We start from the raw sequence: 21,252 nt of genomic DNA, 5'->3' as shown, positions 1-21,252 counted from the left end.
GTCGACCGTCCCGCCCGGACGGTCGCGCCGGACCGTCGATGCCCGGGGCCCGTACCCGGCCGGAGGATCGAAGCAGAGCCGGGCGGTCCCCCCGCCGCCCGGCCACAGCCCGCCACCCGTCGACCGTCGGCCGCGCAGATCCGCTGAGGAGCACCCCGTGAAGAACACCCTGAAGAACACCTCCGTCCGCACCCGTGTGCTGACCGGCACCGTCGTCGCCGCCGCGCTCGCCGCCGCCACCGTGGGCGCCGTCTCGGCCAGCGCCGAGACCTCGGAGACCCCGGCCGCGCCGGCCGCCGTCAAGGTCGACGTCCAGAACAAGAACCTGGCCCAGTCCACCGGCCTGAACATCGACGCCGCCACCCGCGCCGCCCAGGCGAGCCTGGACGCCGCGACCAAGGCCGGCCAGCACGTGTCCGTGGCCGTCGTCGACCGGGACGGCGTCGTCCGCGTCCTGCTGAAGGGCGACGGCGCGGGCCCGCAGGCCACCGAGTCGGCCCAGCGCAAGGCGTTCACCGCCGTCTCCTGGAACGCCCCGACCTCGGAGCTGGCCAAGCGCCTGGCCCAGGCCCCGAACCTGAAGGACATCCCGGGCACCCTGTTCCTGGCCGGCGGCGCCCCGGTGCAGTCGAAGGGCGCCCCGGTCGCGGGCATCGGCGTCGCGGGCGCCCCGAGCGGCGACCTGGACGAGCAGTTCGCCCAGGCCGGTGTCGCGGCGCTCGGCAAGTAGGCGCTCCAAGCACGTGCTCCACCCCCCGAGGCCCGTTCCACACAGCGGAACGGGCCTCCGCACCGCCCCTCCACTCGTTCGGGTGAACGCCGGGAGGGTCGCCGCAGAACAGCGGGTGACCCTTCGAAAAGCCGGTGTCGTTGTCAGTGCCGCGTGGCAGGCTTCCCGGTATGACGGCGTGGACCCTCAACGACATCGAACGCGCGATCCGCTCCTCCTGGGACGTCGACACCTGTGCGCCCGAGGATCTGGCCCACTGGCGTCCCGACAACCCCGCCCGCGGCCAGTGCGGGGTGACGGCGATGGTGCTGCACGACCTGCTCGGCGGCGAGCTGATGATGGGCGAGGTGCACGTCGGCGGGGTCCGCACCGACCTCCACTGGTGGAACCGCTTCGCGACCGGCGTCGAGATCGACCTCACCCGCGAGCAGTTCGGGCCGGACGAGCACGTCAGCCCGGGCCGCCCGGTCGCCCGCCCGGCCCGCCCCGGCCGGCTCCAGGCCCAGTACGAGCTGCTGCGCCACCGCGTCGTCACCCAGCTGGAGCACGGCGCCGCCGCCTCGGACCGCACCTGGTCGCCCGCCCGCGCCGTCGCCTGACACCCGGCCCGCCCCGGTAGGCCCCGGCCCGCCCGTCTGACGTACAGTCGGCCGCGGACCATCCGTGGGCGAAGGGGTGTGCGATGACCAGGCAGCTGATCGGCTTCGTGGGGCTGGGCGCGATGGGCCGGGGCATGGCCGGCAGTCTGTTGCGGGCCGGTCACGCCGTACGGGTGTGGAACCGCTCGCCCGAACCGGTGGCCGCGCTGGTGGCCGAGGGCGCCGAGGCGGCCTCCACGCTCGCCGAGGTGTTCGCCGCCGACACCGTCGTCTCGATGCTCGCCGACGACCCGGCCTTCGAACGCCTGCTGCTCGACCCCGGGCTGCTGGCCGGCGCCGGGGCCACCCTGCACGTCAACATGGCCACCGTCTCGCTGGCCCTCGCCGAGCGCGCCGAGGCCCTGCACGCCGAGCACGGCGTCGGCTACGTCGCCGCGCCCGTCCTCGGACGGCCCCCGGTCGCCGCCGCCGGGCAGCTCAACATCCTGGCCGCCGGCGAACCCGCCCTGCTGGAGCGCGCCGAGCCGCTGTTCGCCGCGATGGGGCAGCGCACCTGGCACTTCGGGGACCGGCCGAGCCAGGCCAACACCACCAAGATCAGCGTCAACTTCCTGCTGGCCTGCGCGATCGAGTCCATGGCCGAGGCGTGCGCCCTCGCCGAGGCCAACGGGGTGCGGCCCGCCGACCTGGTCGAGCTGCTCACCGGCACCCTCTTCCCCGGGCCGGTCTACGGCGGCTACGGCGCGATGGTCGCCGAACGCCGCTACGAGCCGGCCGGGTTCCGGCTGCCGCTCGGGCTCAAGGACGTGGGCCTCGCCCTCGACGCCGGCGCCGCCTCGACCGTCCCGCTCCCCTTCGGCAGCGTCCTGCGCGACGCCTTCCTGGACGCCCTCGCGCACGGCGACGGGGACAAGGACTGGGCGGCCGTCGCCGAGGTCGCCCGCCGCCGCGCGGGGCTGCCCGCCTGACACGGGCCGACACACGCAGGAAACAGCCGGAAACAGCCGGAATAAGCGGCGCGCGGCGGCTGCTCGCACCTCCGACCGTCCGATGAGCACCGTTCCACGAGAACGTCCCGTGACGGCCGTCCGACGAGAACCGTCCCATCACGACGGTTCCACGAGACCGGGGGAGTACCGATGACCGACCAGCCGTCCGCCGACGCCGCCCGTCCGCCGCGCCGCTTCCTGTTCCTCGACGCGAGCACCCGCGAGGAGGGCAACACCGTGCGCCTGGCCCGGCACGCCGCCGAGGCGAGCCTGCCCGCCGGGGCCGAGCAGCGCTGGCTGCGACTGGACGAGCACCCGCTGCCGCCCTTCGAGGACCGGCGGCACGACGGGGACGGCGTCTACGCCGAGCCCACCGGCCACGCCCGGACGCTGCTGGACGCCACGCTGGCCGCCACCGACCTGGTCTTCGTCGCGCCCGTCTACTGGTACGCGCTGCCCACCAGCGCCAAGCTCTACCTCGACCACTGGTCGGGCTGGATGCGGGTGCCCGGGGTGGACTTCAAGCCGCGGATGGGCGGGCGCACCCTGTGGGGCGTCACCGTCCTGGCCGGTACGCCGGACAAGGCCGAGCCGCTGGTCGGCACGCTCCGGCTGTCGGCCGAGTACATGGGCATGCGTTTCGGCGGCGTGCTGATCGGCAACGGCAGCCGGCCGGGGGACGTGCTGGGCGACGAGCGGGCGCTGGTCGAGGCCAAATCCTTCTTCGCCCGCTGACCCGGCCGACCGACCACCAGGAGCGCGGCCGGAACCGATCGGCGCACCACCGGTCGGCGCGCCACCGGTCAGCGCACCACCGATCGTTTTCGGCCATCCGGCCGCCTGCGATACCGTCCTGCGGACGTGTACCCGTCACTTCGTGGCCATCTCAAGGGCAGGGCAAAAGCCCTGTCGCCGGACGGAGTTGGACGTATCGGGCGCCCTTGCCCAGTCCACGGGCCGTGAAACGCAACCCGCCTTCCTCAGTGGCCGGATCGTTCGGTACTCTCCTCGAACTTCAAGCTTCGCGGGGGGCGTAGCGCCAGTCGGGCCACCCTTCCGCGCCCGGGCCTCGCCCGGACACTTCCGTGAGGTCTTCCTTGTCCATACGTCGCAGTCTCGCCCTCGTCGGCGCCGCCGCGCTCACCTCCTCGCTCGTCCTGGCCGGCGCTCAGGGCGCCATGGCCGTGGGTGTCTCCCCCAGCCCGTCCGCCTCGGCTCCGCAGGCCGACAAGGCCGCCGACGCGAAGCTGGACGTCTCGCTGGACGGCGTCCCCGGCTCGTTCGTCGCCGGTGGCAAGAGCCGCATGTTCACCTACGTGGTGGAGAACAAGACCAAGCACGACTTCGTGCTCTTCCCGCTGCTCAAGTTCAAGAGCCGCGCGGGCGAGCTCCAGCCGACCGACCTCAAGGTCGAGTACCAGCTGCCCGGCGAGGACTGGCGGACGGCCGTGGTCGCCCCCGACTCGAGCGGCGCCAAGAAGGACTCCGTCCTCTTCCTGCTCGGCGGGCTCGACGGCGACGGCAACCCGCAGGCCGACGCCCTGCTGGGCCTGAACCGCGGCAAGACCCTGAAGATCGACATCCGGACGTCCTTCACCGAGGACGCCCCGCTCGGCAAGGCCGGCGTCGTCGCCGCCGACTTCTCGGCGCAGCTCGACGACGAGAGCCACCTGCCCGTCGGCAACGGCAAGATGAGCCTCGACAGCGGCGCCCGGTTCGTGATCAAGGCCCAGGGCGACGGCGACGGCGGCGGCGGCAAGCCGTCCCCGACCCCGACCCGCACCGGCAAGCCCACGCCGACCCCGTCGCACACCGGGACGCCGACCCCCTCCGGGACGACCACCCCGTCGCAGACGGCGACCCCGACGCCGTCCCAGAGCGCCACCCAGACGCCCTCCGCCCCGGCGACCACCCCGGCCCCGGCGGCGAGCACCACCGGCGACGCCGGCGGCCCGATCGACTTCCCGGTCGAGCCCCCGGTCATCACCCCGCCGAAGCTGCCCGCCGACGCGGTCACCAAGGCCAAGTCCAAGGCCGACGCCAGCGACAAGGCCCTGGCCCAGACCGGTGGCGGCGACAACACCACCGCGATCGCCGCGACCGGTGCCGCCGTCCTGGCCGCCGGTGCCGGCACCCTCGTGTTCCTGCGCCGCCGCAAGGCTTCCGGCCAGCAGGGCTGATCCAGCCGTTCCCGTCCGGGAGCACAGCTCTCCTGAAGCTGGGCTCCCGGACGGCACGGACCGTTCTCCGCGGTCACATAGGATGTCCGGCCGGAGGGGGCGGATCGGCGGGGAGAGGTATCGGTGCGGGGAGCACGCACAGCACGGACCACCACCGACTACGAGGCGGCGACCGGGCGGATCGCGGGGTTGCCGCTGCGCAGACACCACGTCCTGCTGGTCGCCTGGACGGTCCTGTGGTTCTTCCTGGTCGAGCCCAGCGGCGGCTTCTCCTGGCACTACCTGCGCCAGGGCGAGCAGCTCCTCTTCTCGGGCCAGCCCGACGGCGGACTCTCGCTCTACGCCCACCACCCCGAGCTGCAGATCGGCCCGGTCAGCCTGGCCGCCGCCCGGCTCACCGCCCCGTTCTCCCCGCACACCGGCGAACTGCTCGCCGAGGCGGTCAGCGCCGGGCTCGGCCTGGTGATGCTGGTCCTGATCGGCCGCACCGCCGCCTTCCACTACCTCGGCACCGGCACCAACCACCGCCGGCTCCAGCAGCGCCTGCTGATCGCCGGGCTGGCGTTCATCCCGATGTGGGTCGAGGTCTCCGTCCGCTTCGCGCACCTGGACGACGTCCTCGCGCTCTTCTTCACCACCCTCGCCGCGCACGCGCTCGCCCGCGGCAAGCCCGTCCAGGTCGCGCTGTTCCTCGCCCTGGCGGTGGACTCCAAGCCCTGGGCGATCGCCTTCGCCCCGCTGATCCTCGCCCTGCCCCGGCGCACCTGGCTGCGCGCCGCGCTCTGGTTCTGCGCCCTGGTGGCCGTCGCCTGGCTGCCGTTCTACCTGGGCAACCTGGACACCCTGGCGGCCGCCAAGTTCACCATCCCCAACCAGCCCGCCTCCGCGCTGCGCTGGTTCGGGGTGACGGACCCCTCGACCCCCTGGTGGGACCGCCCGGCCCAGTTCGCGCTCGGCATCGGCCTCGGCTGCTTCGCCGTGTGGCGCGGCCGCTGGCCGGCCGTGGTGCTGCTCGGCGCCGACGCCCGCATCCTGCTCGACCCGAGCGTCTACACGTACTACACGGCCTCCATCCTGCTCGGCACCCTGCTCTGGGACGCGATCGGGCAGAAGCGGCTCGTCCCCTGGTGGAGCTGGATCGCGCTGGCCGCGCTGTACGGGGGCACACTGCTCCTGCCGACGGACTCGGCCCGGGGCCTCGTCCGGCTCGCCTTCGTGGTGGTCTCGGCGCTGTACGTGCTGTTCTGGCCCACCCAGCGCACCCGCCGCCCGCGCCCGCCGGCGGAGGGCGCGGGGACGCGCCGGGGCGCCCGGCGGCGCGAGCGCGTGCTCGTCGACGCCTGAGCCCCCTGCGGAAAGGCGGCTTGACCCTCACGCGACGTGAGGCGCGAGGGTGGAGCCAGCGACGAAGGGAGGAACCCCGTGAGCGACGAGGGCCACTCGGTCGGCGCCGTGGCGAAGATCGCCAAGGTGACCGTCCGCACCCTGCACCACTACGACGAGATCGGACTGCTGTCCCCCGCGGGCCGCACCCACGCCGGCTACCGCCGGTACGTGGACACCGACCTCGACCGGCTGCAGCAGATCCTCTTCTACCGCGAACTCGGGTTCCCCCTGGAGGAGATCGCGGCGATCCTGGACGACGGCTCGGTCAGCCCGACCGAGCACCTCCGGCGCCAGCACCAGCTGCTGACCGACCGGATCAGTCACCTCCAGGAGCTCGCCACAGCCGTCGAACACGCCATGGAGGCACGCAGAATGGGCATTCAGTTGACCCCGGAGGAGAAGTTCGAGATCTTCGGCGAGGGCTACCAGGAGAGCTGGGAGCAGGAAGCCGAACAGCGCTGGGGGAACACCGAGGCGTGGGCCGAGTCCCAGCGCCGCACCGGCGGCTACGGCAAGGCCGACTGGCAGCGGATCCAGGCCGAGATGACGGAGCTCAACACCCGTCTGGCCGCCGCCGTCACCGCGGGCGAGCCGGCCGACGGCACGCTCGCCGTCGACCTCGCCGAGGAGCACCGGCAGCACATCAGCCGTAACTTCTACGACTGCACGTTCACCATCCACCGCGGACTGGCGAGCCTGTACGTGTCGGACCCCCGGTGGACGAAGACGTACGAGGACCTCGCCCCGGGCCTGGCGCAGTGGCTGCACGACGCCGTCCTCGCCAACGCGGACCGGCGCGAGCAGGCGTGAACCCGCGCGAGCAGGCGTGAACCGGGGGCCTCTCAGGCCACCCCGCGCCCGAAGGAGCGCCGGTAGGCGGTCGGGGAGGTGCGCATCACCCGGCCGAAGTGGTGGCGGAACGTCGCGGCGCTCTCGAAGCCGACCGCCGCGGAGACCTCCTCCACCGTCCCCTCCGGGGCCTCCAGCAGCGGCAGGCTGGCCGCGATGCGCTGGGTGACGACCCAGCGCATCGGGCTGGTGCCGTTGCGGGCGGTGAAGTGCCGCAGGTACGAACGGTCCGACATACGGGCGGCCGAGGCCAGCTGCGAGATGGTCAGCGGGGACGCCAGGTGGTCCAGAGCCCACTGCATGCTGCGGACGATCCCGTCGTCCTCCGGCTCCACGGCGGGCACGGCCGCCTCGATGAACTGGGCCTGCCCGCCGTCCCGGTGCGGCGGCACCACGAACCGCCGGGCCACGCTGTTGGCCACCTTGGCGCCGTGGTCCCGCCGCACCAGGTGCAGGCACAGGTCGATCCCGGCGGCGCTGCCCGCGCTGGTCAGCACGTCGCCGCCGTCCACGTACAGCACGTCCGGGTTGACCCGCACGGACGGGTGGCGCTGCTGCAGCAGCTCGGCGTACCGCCAGTGGGTGGTCGCCTCCTTGCCGTCCAGCAGGCCGGCGGCGGCCAGCGCGAAGGCGCCCGAACAGATCGACACGATCCGGGCGCCGCGCTCGTGCGCCGTGCGCAGCGCCTCCACCAGCTCGGGTGACACCTCCCCGCTGAACGCGTTGCGCACCCCCGGCACCACCACCGTGTCGGCCGCCGCCAGTTCGTCCAGCCCGTGCCGGGCCGTCAGGGCGAAGCCGCCCACCGCGTCCAGGGCCGTGCCGGGCCGGTCGGCGCACACCTTCAGGCCGTACCAGGGCGCCGCCAGCAGCCCGCCCAGCTCGGGCCGCGCCAGGCCGAACACCTCCACCACCACGCCCAGTTCGAACGGCGCCATGCCCTCGAAGGCGTACACCGCGACGTCGTGCACCGGCTCGGGACGCCGCCCGATGGTGACGGCCACCGGACGGGGACGGGTCCTGCTCTGCTCGGCCGTCTCGACCATGCGGAAACCCCCTGCTCACGGGTGGCGGAATCCCGGTGAGTGTAGCCCTCGCGGCCACCCCGGAAATCTTCTTCGAACCCGCCCGCAACCTCGACGGCCGCCACACGTCCATCCATTGGGGGCGAAGGAAACCGGGCCGGAAGCGGCTGCGAGGATCTCGCCGATCACGTTCGCGATCAAGGGGTCCGACGGTCCGGCGCACGACGCCGTCACCGTCCCGGGGGAAAGCAGAACCGAAGATGTCCATGGCCATGGGGCCGATCTCCGCGCCGGGGTGGGCGCGCGGCTTCTCCGTGCGCGGGATGGTCGCCGCGCTGTTCGGCGCACAGGAGGCCGGCGAACCGGTCGCCCTCGCGACCACCGACCAGCAGGCGGCGCAGCGCCGCTCCGGGTTCCGGCTGCTGCGCGGCGGCCGCAAGCCCACCGAGGAGCGGCCCACCCTGACCGACCTCTACCACGCCCACCGCCTGGGCCTGGTCCGGATGGCCGTCCTCCTCGTCGACCACCAGGACCTCGCCGAGGACGTGGTGCAGGAGGCGTTCACCCAGCTCTACCAGCGCCACGGCGAGCAGCTCGACGATCTCGACAACGCCCTCGGCTACCTGCGCACCTCGGTGGTCAACGGCGCCCGCTCGATGCTGCGCCGTCGAAAGACCGCCCGGGAGTACGTGCCCCCGCACGAGGCCGACGCCCCCTCCGCCGAGGACCACGCCGTCCTCAACGACGAGCACCGCCGCGTCCTCGTCGCCCTGCAGGAACTGACCTCCCGCCAGCGCGAGGTGCTGGTGCTGCGCTACTGGTCCGACATGTCGGAGGCGCAGATCGCCGAGACCCTGGGACTCTCCCGGGGCACAGTGAAGTCCACCGCCAGCCGGGCGCTGGACGCCTTGGAAAAGCACCTGGAGAACGTTCGATGACCGACAAATCCGTTCCCCCGAACGGCGATGACGGCGGTTCGGCCGAGACTCCGACCGAACGGCTGCTCCGCGAGGCGATGAACGCCCGGACGTCCCTGATCACCGCCCACGACCTGCGCCCCGCCACGCCCCCCAGCACCCGCATCCGGCGGCTGCGCCCGGTGTACCTGGTCACCGTGCCCCTGCTCGGCCTCGCCGCCGCCGCCGCGATCGGCGTGGTCACCCTCAAGGGCAGCCCCGTCGCCGACCACCGGACCCCACCCCCGGCCGCCACCACATCGGCCTCACCGACCCCGGTCCCGAGTCCGACGATGACCCCCACCCCGACGCCGACCCAGACGGCCACGGAGACCCCGGCCGGCAGCCCCGAGACGGACGCCCCGGAGACCACCGACCCCACCCCGACGGGCACGCCGTACACCCACCGCGGCGTGAAGCTGACCATCCCGGCCGGCTGGCGGGCGGTTTCCGTGAACCCGGAGGCATACGACCTGTGCCTGCTGAGCCCGGGGGCGCCGAAGGGCGCCACGGCGCGGGACTGCCAGCCGTACGGGGTGATTCTGTCGGTCTTCGACGAGGATTCGTACATCTGGCCGACGACCGGGGACCTCGACGTGGTCGGCGGCTGGGGTCATCAGCCGTACTGCCCCGTCTGGGGGAATCCGCACGTGCCGGTCGAGGGTGAGGTGGACTTCGGCTCCGCGCCGGTGAAGAGCACGCCCACCGTCTCCGGCCGTGCCGCGCGCAAGTCCCAGTGGCAGGCGAGTTGTGGTGGCGTGACCTTCAAGTCGCAGGTGTGGGCACTGCCCAAGGACCAGGTGTTCGTCTCGGCGGTCGGCCTCAAGGCCGACTACCAGGAGGACCTGCAAGCGATCGTCGACAGCCTCGACGTCAGCGGTCACTCGGCTGTGTACTCGGACGCCGTCAGTGTGGCGTTGACCGGCCTCAAGCCGGGTCAGAAGGTGGTGAACGACGGGACTCCGGTGGAGTTCGCGGCCACCTTCAAGAACACCGGCACCAAGAAGGTCACCGGTGCCAAGGCCGTGGTCTTCAGCAACGGCTACCCGGGGGTGCCGACCGGGACCCCGATGCCGGGCACCCTGGAGCGGAAGGACGGCGCGGACTGGAAGTCCCTCGACCTCAAGGGACTCCAGGCGTACACGTCCCTGGACACCGGCGTTCCGGTCGATCTGGACCCGGGCCAGAGCATCACGGTGAACTACCGGCTCAAGCTGACCCCGCAGAACGGTCCGGGGACCTTCCCGTTGACCGCGCGCCTGGCCATTCCCTTCCAGGGCAGCTTCACCGTTCCCGGTGACACCGTGGTCAGCTTCCAGGTGGTCGCCAAGTAGCGCCCGCCTGAAGGGCCCGGCCCCGTCCGTACGGGGCCGGGTCCTCCTGTGCAGGTCAGGCCAGGGAGGCCATCCAGGACTCGACGTCCTCGACGCGGCGGGGCAGGCCCGCGGAGAGGTTCTCGTTGCCGTCCTCGGTGACCAGGATGTCGTCCTCGATGCGGACGCCGATGCCGCGGTACTCCTCGGGCACGGTCAGGTCGTCCTGCTGGAAGTACAGGCCGGGCTCGACGGTGAGCACCATGCCGGGCACCAGCAGCGCGTCGACGTGCTCCTCGCGGCGGGAGTGGGCGCAGTCGTGGACGTCCAGGCCGAGCATGTGGCCGGTGCCGTGGAGGGTCCAGCGGCGCTGGAGGCCCAGCTCCAGGACCTTCTCGACGTCGTACACCGAGGCGTCCAGCAGGCCCCAGGCGAGCAGGCGCTCGGCGAGGACGCGCTGCGAAGCCTCGTGGAAGTCGCGGAAGCGGGCGCCCGGCTTCACGGCCGCGATGCCGGCCTCCTGGGCGTCGTACACGGCCTCGTAGATCTTGCGCTGCAGGCCGTCGAAGCGGCCGTTGATCGGCAGGGTGCGGGTGACGTCGGCGGTGTAGAGGGTGTGGGTCTCCACGCCGGCGTCGAGCAGCAGCAGTTCGCCGGGGCGCACGTCGCCGTCGTTGCGGACCCAGTGCAGGGTGGTGGCGTGCGGGCCGGCGGCGGCGATGGTGCCGTAGCCGACGTCGTTGCCGTCGACGCGGGCGCGGCGCCAGAAGGTGCCCTCGATCCAGCGCTCGGAGGTGGCGACGGCCTGGCCCAGCTCGCGGACGACGTCGGTGAAGCCCTTGACGGTGGCGTCGCAGGCGGCGCGCAGCTCGCCGATCTCCCACGCGTCCTTGACCAGGCGCAGGCCGCTCAGGAACTCCTTGAGCTCGGCGTCCTTCTCCTCGTCGGTCGCGTCGGCGAGCGCGGCCTCCAGGCCGGCGTCGTAGCCGCGCACGATGCGGGTGGGCACGGCGGTGTCGGCGGCGAGGGCGGTCAGCTCCTCGGACGCCTTGCGGACGTCGCGGGCGGGCAGGCCGAGCAGCTGCTCCTGCTCGTCGAGGCTGTGCCGGCGGCCGACCCAGAGCTCGCCGTGGCCGTCGAGCCAGAACTCGCCGTTCTCGCGGTTGGAGCGGGGCAGCAGGTAGAGGGCGAACTCGTGGCCGCTGTCACCGGTGGGCTCGGCGACGAGCACCGCGTCCTCGGTCTGGTCGCCGGTGAGGTGCACGTACTCGCTGGCGGCGCGGAAGGCGAAGTCGCAGTCGTTGGAGCGGACCCGAAGGTTGCCGGCCGGGACGACCAGGCGCTCGCCGGGGAACGCGGCGGAGAGCTTGGCGCGGCGCTCGGCGGCGTACGGGGCCTGGGCGACCGGGGCGAGGCCGTGCAGCTCGGTGTCGGCCCAGCCGGACTGCATCGAGGCGGACAGCTCGTCGGAGATCTCGCCGTAGAGCCCGTTCTTGCGGCCCTTGAACGTCTTCGGCTCCTCGCCGCCCTCGGCCTCGGGGTTCTCGGCCAGCGCAGGGGTGCGGTCCTCGGTCACGTACAACGCCTCCTTGGGGGTGGTACCGCCGCCCTCGGGGGAGGTGTCGGGTCGCGACACGCGCGGGCGGCCGTGCGTTCCATGGTACGGACGCACGACCGCCCTTTCGTTCCGGGATCGAACCTTCAGTCGAAGCGGGCCGCCAGCAGCATCAGGTCGTCGGTGGCGGGCTCGGTGTCCGGGGCGGGGCAGACGGCCAGCAGGTGGGCGCAGAGCCGGGCCGGGTCGATCCGGACGTCGCGCGGGGCGTCGGCGGCGGCCCGGCGCAGGTTGGCCTGTCCGGCGTGCAGGGTCGGGCCGCAGCGGCGGGCCAGGCCCTCGGTGTAGAGCAGCAGGGTGTCGCCGCGCTCGGCGGTGAACTCGACGCCGGGCGCCTCCCAGCAGGCCAGCATGCCGAGCGGGGCGGAGAGCGAGGTCTCGACGAACTCGGCGCCCGCCCGGCCGACCAGGATCGGCGGGCAGTGTCCGGCCCCGGCGAGGGTGACCCGCCGCTCGGCGGGCTCGATCCAGGCGTAGACGGCGGTGGCGGTGCGGGTGGGCTCGGTGGTCTTGAGCAGCAGCTCCAGGTCCCCGAGGACGGAGACCGGGTCCTCGCCCTCCAGCACCGCGTACGCCCGCAGCGCCGCCCGGACGCGGCCCATCGCGGCGGCGGCGCCGGGCGCGGAGCAGGGGCCCGCGCCGGGGCCGTCGCCGGAGACGGAGCCGACGGTGAGGCCGACCGTGCCGTCCGGCAGCGGGATGGCGTCGTACCAGTCGCTGCCGCTGGAGCGCTCCAGGCCGGCGGGGACGAGCCTGGCGGCCAGGCGCAGCCCGGGAGCCTGCGGGAGGTGGTCGGGCAGCAGGCCCCGGCGCAGCGCTTCGGTGGTGCGCAGGGTGCGGTCGGCCTCCAGTTGCTTGGCCAGCAGCGGGGCGGCGAACTCGCAGTAGAGCCGGGCCATCTCGCGCCGGCACTCGCTCGGGTCGGCGGGGCCGTCCCAGAACCAGACGGCGGCGGCGAGCGGGCCCTCCTCCTCGGTGGCGAGCGGCAGGCCGTAGCAGCCGCCGAGGCCGAGGTGGACGGCGAGTTCGCGCAGCCGGTCGCCGGTGGTCGGGTCCTCGGTGAGGTCGGGGGAGTACAGCCGGTCGGGCCGGTCGCGTTCGCGCAGCAGCCGGGCGAGGAGGCTCTGTTCGGTCGGGACGGTCTCCAGCGCGCCGAGGCTGGCGCGGTCGAGGCCGAGGCCGACGGGCTGGCCGGGGCCGCCGCCGGACATGCGGGTGACGAGGACGCCGCGGCGGGCGCCGAGCAGCGCGGCGACGGAGGCGAGGACGGCGTCGAGCGTGGCGGTGAGGCCGCGGGCGCGGGCGAGCCGTTCGGCGTGCTCGTGCAGGCTGGTGATATCGGACAGGCGTCCGGCCAAACGGTCCTGCACGGCCGTGGACCGGTCCGTGCGGTCGTCCGCCGCGCCTTCCGGGTCCTCCGGGGTGTCGGCGGGGCCGGGGAAGCCCGGCGGCGGGTCGAGGACGGTGAGCCCGCCCGCGCCGGCGGGCTCGACCGGCTCGGGGGGTGTCGACGGGTGGGACTCGGTCATGCCGCCACTCCTGACGCGGTGCTACGTGCCATGCGAAACCCCCAGATAAGGCCAATGTGGAGCGAGCACGGCCTTAGGGCGCGTTTCGCCTCGATTCGCTACTACTCGTCATTGATCGACAGCAATGCCACCACTTCTACACAGGCCATTCGGGGCATGTCCAGATCCAGGACGAGGCGGATGGCCGGTTCCACGGGTTCGCGACCCGGACGGGGGGCGCGCACGGTTCGTGTGCGCGCCGGGCGGGCCGTGAGGCATGGAGCGGGCCGGTGACGGGCAGAACCGCAGGGACGGTCCGGGCGGCCGTCCGGATCGTATGTCCGTGCCGCCCGACCGCCGGGCTGGCCGGAAGTCTCTCACTCGTACGGTGGAACCAAGCGCGCCCGGGCGGCGTCCATCCGGGCGCATACGGGATTCTCGTTCCAAGGGCTGTTCCAGTGCGCGGCCCCTCTCAAGTCGTGCTCCGCCCCTGCCCCACGTCGTAGCCGCGCCGCCCGCCGTGCCGACCCTCCCCGCCGTACCGATTCCGGGGCTGCCACGGGCCGAGCGACGAGTTCCGAGGGGTACCGGCGGGGCGAACCGAGCGGTCAGGGAAAGGACGAGCGCCATGCGTGAGAACCCGGAGGACCGGTCCGAGGAGAGTTCCGCCCGGCTGGCCGCGGCCCTGACGGCGGCAGTCGACCACCGTTGGCCCGTGGTCCCGGGCACGGTCCTGCGCGGGCGGCGATGTTCCTGCGGCGACGCGGACTGCGTCGTCCCCGGCGCGCACCCGCACGACCCGTCGCTGCTGGCGGCCACCACGGACGCCCGGATGGTGCGCTGGTGGTGGCGGGAGCAGAGCCCGGACGCGCCGGTGCTGGCCGCCACCGGCTCCGCGGTCTCGGCGGTCAGCCTGCCGGCGGTGGCCGGCGCGCGGGCGCTGGTCTTCCTGGGCGCGCTGCGGCTGCCGCTCGGCCCGGTGCTGGCGATGCCCGGCCGCTACGCGCTGCTCGTGGCGCCGTACTCGCTGGACGCGCTCGGCGAGATGCTCGCCCAACTGCCGTGGGTGCCTTCGTCGTTGCGCTACCACGGGACGGGCGGCTTCCTGCCGCTGCCGCCCGGGGGGGCCGCCGGCGGGGTGCGCTGGGTGCTCGCGCCGAGGCCCGCGCCGGGGGGCGGGGTGTGGCTTCCGCAGGTGGGGCCGCTGCTGGGGGAGTTGGTGGAGGCGACGGCCAGGATGGACAGCGGGCGCTCGGCGTACTGAACACGCGGCGGCACCGGTCGGGCCGTTCCGGAAAAACAAAAGATCCGGCCGCTGGCGACGGGGGATGCACCAGCGGCCGGACTCTTTAGACAGTAACAAGGATCGGCGCCCGCGCCAATTTCCAAGACGCCCTCCACGCCCGGAAATTGCGCTTCCCACGCGACAATGTGACGCGTATCACCCCGATCCCGCGCGCTTTAGTTCAGGGTGACCTGACGGTTCACCAGGTTCGCCCGGGCGCGCCGCTCCTCGGCGCTCAGCGGGGCCGGGGCGGCGAGCGCGGCGGCGAGGCGCTCGGCGAACTCGGCGGCCGGCTTCTCGCAGTCGGCGGCGGTCATCTCCAGCGGGAGGTCCCACACCGGGACGGTCAGGCCGTGCGCGCGGAACGAGCCGACGAGGCGGGTGTCCGCGCCGAGCGAGGCGTCGCCGGCGGCGTTCAGCCGGGCCAGCGCGTCGAGCAGCTGCTCCTCGGGGACGGTCATCACCCAGCGCAGGTGGTTCTTGTCCGGGGTGCCGCACCAGTAGGCGGAGTCGACGCTGCCCAGCTTCTCGGTCGGGATGGCCGAGGCGTTGGCGCGCTCCAGGGAGGCGGCGACCTCGCCGGTGGCGGTCTCGGCGTCCTCCAGCCAGAACTCGAAGCCGGTGTGGACGACGGGCGCGAAGGCGGCGGAGGCGTCCAGCAGGTCCTGCAGGCGGCGGCCGCCCGGGACGGTCCGGCGGGCGGGGACGGGGGAGCCGGGCTCGGTGGCCAGGGCCAGCTCCAGGGCGTCCGCCAGGTCGCGGCTGAGGTCGCCGGAGGAGGACTGGGTCTGCAGGCCGAGCAGGATCGAGCCGTCCTGGCGGCGCAGGGCGGGCCAGGCCAGCGGCAGGACGGTCGCCAGGGTCACCGACGGGACGTCACCGGTGGCGCCCTCGGCCACGCCCGCGGCCAGGGTCAGCGGCACCGTGGCGGCGGGCACCAGCTCGCGCAGCGCGACCCAGTCGGCCTCGCCCGGCAGGCCCTCGAACGGACGGTGCACCAGCTCCTGGACGGCGTGCGAGGCCTCCCGGCCGTGGCACGCCTTGTACCGGCGGCCCGAGCCGCAGGGGCAGGCTTCGCGGGCCCCCACCACGGGGACCTCGCCCGTGACGGCGGTGGTGGACTGACGCTGCGGCGCCTTCTTGGCGGCCTTCTTGCCCATGGTGCGGCTCTCCCGGGGACGGTGGTTCTGATCCCGGAGAGCCTACTGACGTATTCCGTGCGCACGGGAACGCGCCCGCGCGGGCCCGGTACGCAAGGGGGCGCGCGCCCGGCGGCACGCGCCCTTTCCACCCTCGGCTCACGCGCTGCGCGCGTCGCCCTCGGGGGTGCGCCGGGCGTGCCGGGCACGGGCGGGCAGCGCCGCCCAGACCGTCACCTCGCCCGGCGCGTCACGCACGCCCCAGTCGCTGGCCAGCTGGTCGACGATGCTCAGGCCGCGGCCGCCGCGCGAGGTCAGCGAGGGGTTGGCCGGAAGCGGCCGGGTGGCCGCGCCGCCGTCGGTGACCTCCAGGGTGAGCACGCCGTCGGCGTGCATCTGCCAGCGCACCAGCACGCCGCCGTCCGGCTCGTCCCGGTGCTCGGCCGCGCTCTCCGCCTCGTCCCGCCCGGGCCGCGTCCTCGTGGGGACGCCGACGAGCACCTGGTCGACCACCTCGGCCCGGGCGCCCCGGCCCAGGGCCGGGAGCGGGCCGAGCGGACGGGCGTACCGACACGCATTGCTCAACAGTTCGGAAAGGATCAGAACGGCATCATCGATGACCGGTTCAGGTATCTGCCGGTCGCCCAGATCTCGACGCAGCCGGCGCCGTGCGACCCCGACACTCGCTGGGCCGTGCGGCACCGCCATGGTCGATGAAGTCGGCACTTCGCGCGCCACCATCAACGCCACCCCCGGACCTCCTTCAGCGTTTGCCGAGGGAGAGATGCCCCTTGGTAATGCGTCGGAAACAGCCCCTCGGCGATCCCGCGAGTCCATTTCGAGTACTGCGACGAACGGTGAACCGGAGGTCATTCACCGCTCACCCTCCGTCGCCCGCGCGCAAGAATTCCGGCAATAACGGGCCCGGAAGGTTTGATTGCCGAACAGAACGCTCAGGAACCACGGGACGCTCGGGAACCGGTGGGGCCGGTGGAGCCGGTGAGGCGGCGGAACCGGTGGGGCCGGTGGGGCCGGCGCGGGTGTCAGCGGCCGAGGTGGGCCAGAACCTCCGCCGGGCGGTTGGTGATGATCGCCGACACGCCCAGTTCCAGGCACAGGTCGACGTCGGCGAGCTCGTCCACCGTCCAGACGTGCACCTCGTGCCCCAGCTCGCGCAGCCGCGGCACCAGGTCCGGCTTGGCCTTGATCAGGTCGATGCCCGGGCCGGCGATCCGCGCCCCGCCCGGCAGCGGCTGACCTTCGCGCAGCCGGCCGATCAGCGGCAGCATCCGCTCGATCAGGAAGACCCGGCGGTAGTCCGGCGCGGCGGCGGCCACCCGGTTCAGCGCGATCGAGGAGAAGCTCATGATCCGGGCGGACGGGCGGTCGTTCTCCTGGACGGCGCCGATCTTGAACCGCTCCAGCATCCGCAGCAGCTCGGCCTCGACGCGGCCGCGGAAGCGCACCGGGTGCTTGGTCTCGATCGCCAGGTCCACCGGGCGGCCGCTGTCCACGACCAGCTCCAGCAGGCGCTCCAGGCGCAGCACGCCGCGCACCTCGGGGTCGATGCTGGGGCGGCCGGTCTTCCAGGCGCCGAAGTCGTACGCCTCCAGCTCGGCGAGGGTCATCGCGGAGACGGTGCCGCGGCCGTTGGAGACGCGGCTGATCCGGCGGTCGTGCACGCACACCAGTTCGCCGTCGGCGGTGACCCGGACGTCGCACTCGACCGCGTCGGCGCCTTCGTCGAGCGCGCGCCGGTAGGCCGCGAGGGTGTGCTCGGGCAGGGCGTGGGAGGAACCGCGGTGGGCGATCACCTGGACGGGCTGCGCGGAGCGCGCGGCCGCCGAGGGCAGGTCTTGGCTGGTCACGGCCATAACGATAGGCGGCCGAAGTGACGCGGAGGCGAAGACGGTCCCAATCCGGGGGGCCGTCTTCGCCTCCGCGTCGCTCCCGTACGGCTCGGCGGGCGGATCAGCGCGCGGTGCGGCGGGTGAGCGGGGTGAGCGCCCAGGTGACCAGGGCCGGCACCAGGAAGGCGGCCAGCGAGGCGGAGGTCCACTCCTGCGGGGTGAAGTGCAGGGTCTCCCGGGCCGAGGTCCAGAAGTCCGTCCACCAGTCGGCGACCTGGGTCGGCGCGATGAACTGGTAGACGGCGAAGCCCAGCAGCCACGGCAGCAGCATCAGCCAGCGCGAGGGCGCGTCGGCGGAGAGGTTCCAGCCGTGGCGGCCGGCGCCGAGGAAGTAGTCCACGGCCAGGACCGCCAGCAGCGGCACGAACACCGAGCCGATCAGGCCCAGGAAGTTGCTGTAGGTGTCGGTGAAGCGGTCGATCCGCAGCGCCAGCACGGTGATCAGCACGCCGATGCCGCCGCTGAGCACCCGGCGGTCCACCTTCGGCAGCAGGTTCTGCACCGACATCGCCGTCGAGTACACGTTGGCGAAGGACTGGTCGGTCTCGCGCAGCACCAGCACCAGCAGGAACAGCCAGCCCGCCCAGACGCCGAGGAAGGAGTCGAAGATGCGGTTCGGGTCGCCGTCCGACTGCAGCAGCGCCATCAGGCCGAGCACGTAGCACCAGACCTGGGCGATCGTGTAGCCGGAGAAGCTGCCCCAGAACGCCGAGCGCGGGGTGCGCGAGTGCCGGGTGTAGTCGGCGGCCAGCGGGACGAAGGAGATCGACACCGCGATCATCGCGTCCGTGGCGCCGAGGAAGCCGTGCCAGTTGCCGGCGCCCGGGTCCGGCACGCCCTGACGGCCCAGCTGGACGGTCAGGTACACCATCGCCACCGCCACGGCCCCGGCCACGAAGCGGCGCAGCACCGCGATCGAGCCCAGCGGCCAGATCGTCAGCGCGGTGGTCAGCGCGCCCGCGAGCAGGACGAACAGCCAGCGGTAGCCGTCGGTGTGCGCGACGGTCTGCGCGCCCGCCGCGATGGTCAGCAGCTCGAACACGCCCCAGCCGAGGCACTGGACGATGTTCAGCACCGTCGGCAGGTACGACAGCCGGGTGCCGAACAGGCCGCGCAGGCCCGCCATCGCGGGCGCGCCGGTGCGGGCGCCGATCAGCGCGGCCACGCCGAGCATCGCGGTGCCGACGGCCGTACCGACGAGGATCGCGGTCACCGCGGCGGCCAGGGACAGCTCGCTGCCCTTGGCGCCGAGCACGGTGGCGGCGGTGGAGAAGCCGATCAGGCTGACGCCCAGGTTCATCCAGAGCGCGAAGTGGTCCCGGAAACGCAGCGTGCGCGGCGGCTCGGTGTCCAGGACGAGCGGGGCCTCGACGTGCTCGGGGCGTTCCAGGACCGCCGTCGCGGCGGGGGATTCGGGGAGATCCCCGGACGAGGGCGCGTCGGGGGAAGAGGATGACGAAGCAGGCGGCATGGCCGATACTCCCTACGCCGGCATTACCCGGACAGGTTCCGGCGGTCAGCGCCCCCTCGACGGTTCGCCGACGGTGCTGTGGCGTACGGTCGACATGCGCACTCTCAGCCTGGTGGGTCCAAGCTCCCGCGTGTCAGTTCGTGGAGCGACAGGCTAACCGGCAGAGGGGTGAACGCCAAGGCCAGGGGGTGCGCGGTCCGCATCACGGACGGTTCCGGCGGGGGTGGGGGGAACCTCCGGCCGCCGGTCCTCCGTCCCTGCAGGTCGGTGGCGGTTAAGGATTCTTATGCGTTCTTCAGCGGGGTCCTTACGGCGATCGAATCGCCGGTGCGAAAAACTATGGTCCTTGGTTCTGTCAGCTATGGAGGTCGTCCGTGAGCACCGAGCGCGAGGTTGGGCCCACCGGGCCGCAGGGGGAGCAGCCCTCGGGCGGCCCGGGAGCGGACGGTCGCAATTCCGACGCCCCTGCGCAGGGCGAGCACAAGCCGACCATGGCGTTCAGCCGCGTCCCGGACCCGGCGGCGGCCGATGCCGCCGCTGAGGCCGTGGCCGAGCCCGTGGCCGAGGGCGTCGAGCCCGCCGAGGACGGTGGGCACAAGGCGACCATGGTGTTCAGCCGGGTCCCGGACCCGGCGGCGGCCGATGCCGCCGCCGCCGCTGAGGCCGCCGACGTCGCCGACGTCGCTCCGGCCGACGGCGGGCACAAGCCCACCGTGGCCTTCACCAAGGTCTCCGCGCCGGAGGCGCCCGCTGCGGCCGCCGCTGCCGAGCCCGGCGTCGACCCGGCCACCGGCTACCTCGACGCGCCCCCGCCCGTCCTGCCGCCCGCCGCCCCTGCGGCGCCCGCCGCCCCCGCCCAGGCCGCGCCGGTGCTGCCGCCGGTCGGCAACCCGTACGCCACCCCGACCCACGGCGTCCCGGCCGCCGGCGCGCAGGAGCCGTACGGCACCGCGCCCGTGGCCCCCGTAGCCCCCGGCGCGCCCGCCGCGCACGCCCACCACCCCTTCGGCTCCGGCCAGCCGCTCGGCGGCTGGGGCGCCGGCCCCGACGCCACCGTCGGCGGTCCGGGCCACCCCGGCGGCCCGCAGGGCCCGCTCGGCTACCCGGCCGAGTACCCCGGCGGCCCGCAGGGCCCGAAGGCCCCGGGCAGGAAGCGCGGCGGACTGGTGGCCCTGATCGCCGCCGTCGCCCTGGTCGCCGGTGTGGCCGGCGGCGCCGTCGGCGTGACCGTCGCCCGGCACGACGACAGCACGAGCAGCAGCGCGAACGACCACCGCAGCACCACCATCCAGGCCGGCAACACCCAGAAGAACGAGCCCGCCGCCGGCTCGATCGCCGGGATCGCGCAGAAGGCGCTGCCCAGCGTCGTCACCATCAAGGCCGTGGGCAACGGCGAGTCCGGCACCGGCACGGGCTTCGTCTTCGACACCGAGGGCCACATCCTCACCAACAACCACGTGGTCGCGCCGACCCTCCAGGGCTCCGGCGGCAAACTGACCGTCAAGTTCGCGGACGGCACTTCCTACAGCGCCTCGGTGCTGGGCAACGCCTCCGGCTACGACGTCGCCGTCATCAAGATCGACAACCCGCCCAAGGGCAAGCTGACGCCGCTCCCGCTGGCCGACTCCGACAAGGTCAACGTCGGCGACACCACCATCGCCATCGGTGCGCCGTACGGCCTGGAGTCCACCGTCACCAGCGGCATCGTCAGCGCCAAGGACCGCCCGGTCGCCTCCGGCGACGAGACCGGCTCGCAGGCCTCCTACATGAACGCCCTGCAGACCGACGCCTCGATCAACCCCGGCAACTCCGGCGGCCCGCTGCTCGACGCGAGCGGCGCGGTGATGGGCATCAACTCGGCGATCCAGTCCAACGCCTCCGCCAACGGCCGGGCCGGCAGCATCGGCCTCGGCTTCGCCATCCCGATCAACCAGGCCAAGTGGGTCGCCGAGACCCTGATCAAGACCGGCAAGCCCGTCTACGCCAAGCTCGACGTGCTGCGCAACGACGACTACAAGGGCGACGGCGCGCAGATCCAGACCCGCGACATCCAGGGCCAGTCCGCCGTCACCCCCGGCGGCGCCGCCGACAAGGCCGGCCTCAAGCCCGGCGACGTCATCACCAAGCTCGGCGGCGCACCGATCGAGAACGGCCCCGCCCTGGTCAGCCGCATCTGGACCCACAAGCCCGGCGAGACCGTCGACGTCGAGTACACCCGCAACGGCCAGCCCTTCAACACCAAGGTCACCCTCGGCTCCCGCGAGGGCGACGCCTGAGCCCCCCGGTGACCACCGGTG

General features: G+C 73.5%; 18 protein-coding genes and 1 riboswitch. Of the genes, 11 read left to right on the top strand and 7 right to left on the bottom strand.

The genetic code is table 11. From position 1 onward, the window contains the following. Positions 1-169 precede the first annotated feature (169 nt). The 7 genes from ACIBCA_RS16010 (at position 170) to ACIBCA_RS15980 (ending at position 6,694) form a co-directional block, all read left to right on the top strand. Complete coding sequence (locus ACIBCA_RS16010) at positions 170-730, top strand: heme-binding protein (RefSeq protein ID WP_396283591.1); 561 nt, start codon at positions 170-172, stop codon at positions 728-730. A gap of 170 nt (positions 731-900) precedes the next feature. After that, a complete protein-coding gene (locus tag ACIBCA_RS16005) occupies positions 901-1,329 on the top strand; it encodes a hypothetical protein (RefSeq protein ID WP_396283475.1) in 429 nt (142 codons plus the stop codon). An 83-nt stretch (positions 1,330-1,412) separates the two neighbouring features. Then, positions 1,413-2,297 (top strand): NAD(P)-dependent oxidoreductase, encoded by an 885-nt coding sequence (locus tag ACIBCA_RS16000; RefSeq protein WP_396283474.1) that lies wholly within the window; start codon positions 1,413-1,415, stop codon positions 2,295-2,297. A gap of 171 nt (positions 2,298-2,468) precedes the next feature. Next, positions 2,469-3,053 carry a flavodoxin family protein gene (locus ACIBCA_RS15995; RefSeq protein WP_396283473.1) on the top strand — a complete coding sequence of 195 codons (585 nt, stop codon included), beginning with the start codon at positions 2,469-2,471 and terminating at the stop codon, positions 3,051-3,053. A gap of 362 nt (positions 3,054-3,415) precedes the next feature. Then, positions 3,416-4,498: an LAETG motif-containing sortase-dependent surface protein gene (locus ACIBCA_RS15990; RefSeq protein WP_396283472.1), complete on the top strand. Its 1,083-nt coding sequence runs from the start codon at positions 3,416-3,418 to the stop codon at positions 4,496-4,498. 123 nt (positions 4,499-4,621) lie between these two features. Further along, a complete protein-coding gene (locus ACIBCA_RS15985) occupies positions 4,622-5,842 on the top strand; it encodes a hypothetical protein (protein WP_396283471.1) in 1,221 nt (406 codons plus the stop codon). Between the two features lie 78 nt (positions 5,843-5,920). Continuing rightward, on the top strand, positions 5,921-6,694 hold the full coding sequence (locus ACIBCA_RS15980) for a MerR family transcriptional regulator (RefSeq protein ID WP_396283470.1): 774 nt from the start codon (positions 5,921-5,923) through the stop codon (positions 6,692-6,694). A 32-nt stretch (positions 6,695-6,726) separates the two neighbouring features. On the opposite strand, the gene ACIBCA_RS15975 is transcribed toward ACIBCA_RS15980, so the two are convergent. After that, complete coding sequence (locus ACIBCA_RS15975) at positions 6,727-7,779, bottom strand: helix-turn-helix domain-containing protein (protein ID WP_396283469.1); 1,053 nt, start codon at positions 7,777-7,779, stop codon at positions 6,727-6,729. Positions 7,780-8,018: 239 nt separating this feature from the next. Between ACIBCA_RS15975 and ACIBCA_RS15970 the strand changes: the two genes are divergently transcribed. Together ACIBCA_RS15970 and ACIBCA_RS15965 are read left to right on the top strand one after the other, a co-directional pair. Next, entirely contained in the window at positions 8,019-8,696 is a 678-nt protein-coding gene (locus ACIBCA_RS15970) for an RNA polymerase sigma factor (protein WP_396283468.1), read from the top strand. Then, positions 8,693-10,048 carry a hypothetical protein gene (locus tag ACIBCA_RS15965; protein ID WP_396283467.1) on the top strand — a complete coding sequence of 452 codons (1,356 nt, stop codon included), beginning with the start codon at positions 8,693-8,695 and terminating at the stop codon, positions 10,046-10,048. Before ACIBCA_RS15970 ends, ACIBCA_RS15965 begins: the two co-directional genes overlap by 4 nt. Before the next feature lie 55 nt (positions 10,049-10,103). Here the strand turns inward: ACIBCA_RS15965 and ACIBCA_RS15960 are convergent, their stop codons facing one another. Both ACIBCA_RS15960 and ACIBCA_RS15955 read right to left on the bottom strand, forming a co-directional pair. Further along, positions 10,104-11,603: an aminopeptidase P family protein gene (locus ACIBCA_RS15960; RefSeq protein WP_396283590.1), complete on the bottom strand. Its 1,500-nt coding sequence runs from the start codon at positions 11,601-11,603 to the stop codon at positions 10,104-10,106. A gap of 125 nt (positions 11,604-11,728) precedes the next feature. After that, positions 11,729-13,171, bottom strand: coding sequence for a PP2C family protein-serine/threonine phosphatase (locus tag ACIBCA_RS15955; RefSeq protein ID WP_396283466.1), 1,443 nt, complete (start codon positions 13,169-13,171; stop codon positions 11,729-11,731). A gap of 607 nt (positions 13,172-13,778) precedes the next feature. Between ACIBCA_RS15955 and ACIBCA_RS15950 the strand changes: the two genes are divergently transcribed. Then, positions 13,779-14,414, top strand: a complete 636-nt coding sequence (locus ACIBCA_RS15950; protein WP_396283465.1) for a bifunctional DNA primase/polymerase — start codon at positions 13,779-13,781, stop codon at positions 14,412-14,414. Positions 14,415-14,611: 197 nt separating this feature from the next. On the opposite strand, the gene ACIBCA_RS15945 is transcribed toward ACIBCA_RS15950, so the two are convergent. The 4 genes from ACIBCA_RS15945 to ACIBCA_RS15930 form a co-directional block, all read right to left on the bottom strand. Then, positions 14,612-15,595, bottom strand: coding sequence for a DUF5926 family protein (locus ACIBCA_RS15945; RefSeq protein WP_396283464.1), 984 nt, complete (start codon positions 15,593-15,595; stop codon positions 14,612-14,614). Between the two features lie 138 nt (positions 15,596-15,733). Next, positions 15,734-16,315, bottom strand: a complete 582-nt coding sequence (locus ACIBCA_RS15940; RefSeq protein ID WP_396283589.1) for an ATP-binding protein — start codon at positions 16,313-16,315, stop codon at positions 15,734-15,736. Between the two features lie 302 nt (positions 16,316-16,617). Continuing rightward, positions 16,618-17,442, bottom strand: a complete 825-nt coding sequence (locus ACIBCA_RS15935) for a glycerophosphodiester phosphodiesterase family protein (protein WP_396283463.1) — start codon at positions 17,440-17,442, stop codon at positions 16,618-16,620. Between the two features lie 103 nt (positions 17,443-17,545). Continuing rightward, positions 17,546-18,955 carry a purine-cytosine permease family protein gene (locus tag ACIBCA_RS15930; protein ID WP_396283462.1) on the bottom strand — a complete coding sequence of 470 codons (1,410 nt, stop codon included), beginning with the start codon at positions 18,953-18,955 and terminating at the stop codon, positions 17,546-17,548. Continuing rightward, positions 18,948-19,095, bottom strand: a riboswitch (TPP riboswitch). (Overlaps the previous gene by 8 nt.) A gap of 234 nt (positions 19,096-19,329) precedes the next feature. On the opposite strand from ACIBCA_RS15930, the gene ACIBCA_RS15925 reads away from it, so the two are divergent. Further along, complete coding sequence (locus tag ACIBCA_RS15925) at positions 19,330-21,231, top strand: S1C family serine protease (RefSeq protein ID WP_396283461.1); 1,902 nt, start codon at positions 19,330-19,332, stop codon at positions 21,229-21,231. Positions 21,232-21,252: the final 21 nt, after the last annotated feature.

Origin of the sequence: Kitasatospora sp. NPDC051170, assembly GCF_044455705.1 — a bacterium.
GTDB lineage: Bacteria > Actinomycetota > Actinomycetes > Streptomycetales > Streptomycetaceae > Kitasatospora.
The sequence above is the reverse complement of the archived record's forward strand: the minus strand, read 5'-3'. Positions and strand labels throughout refer to the sequence as shown.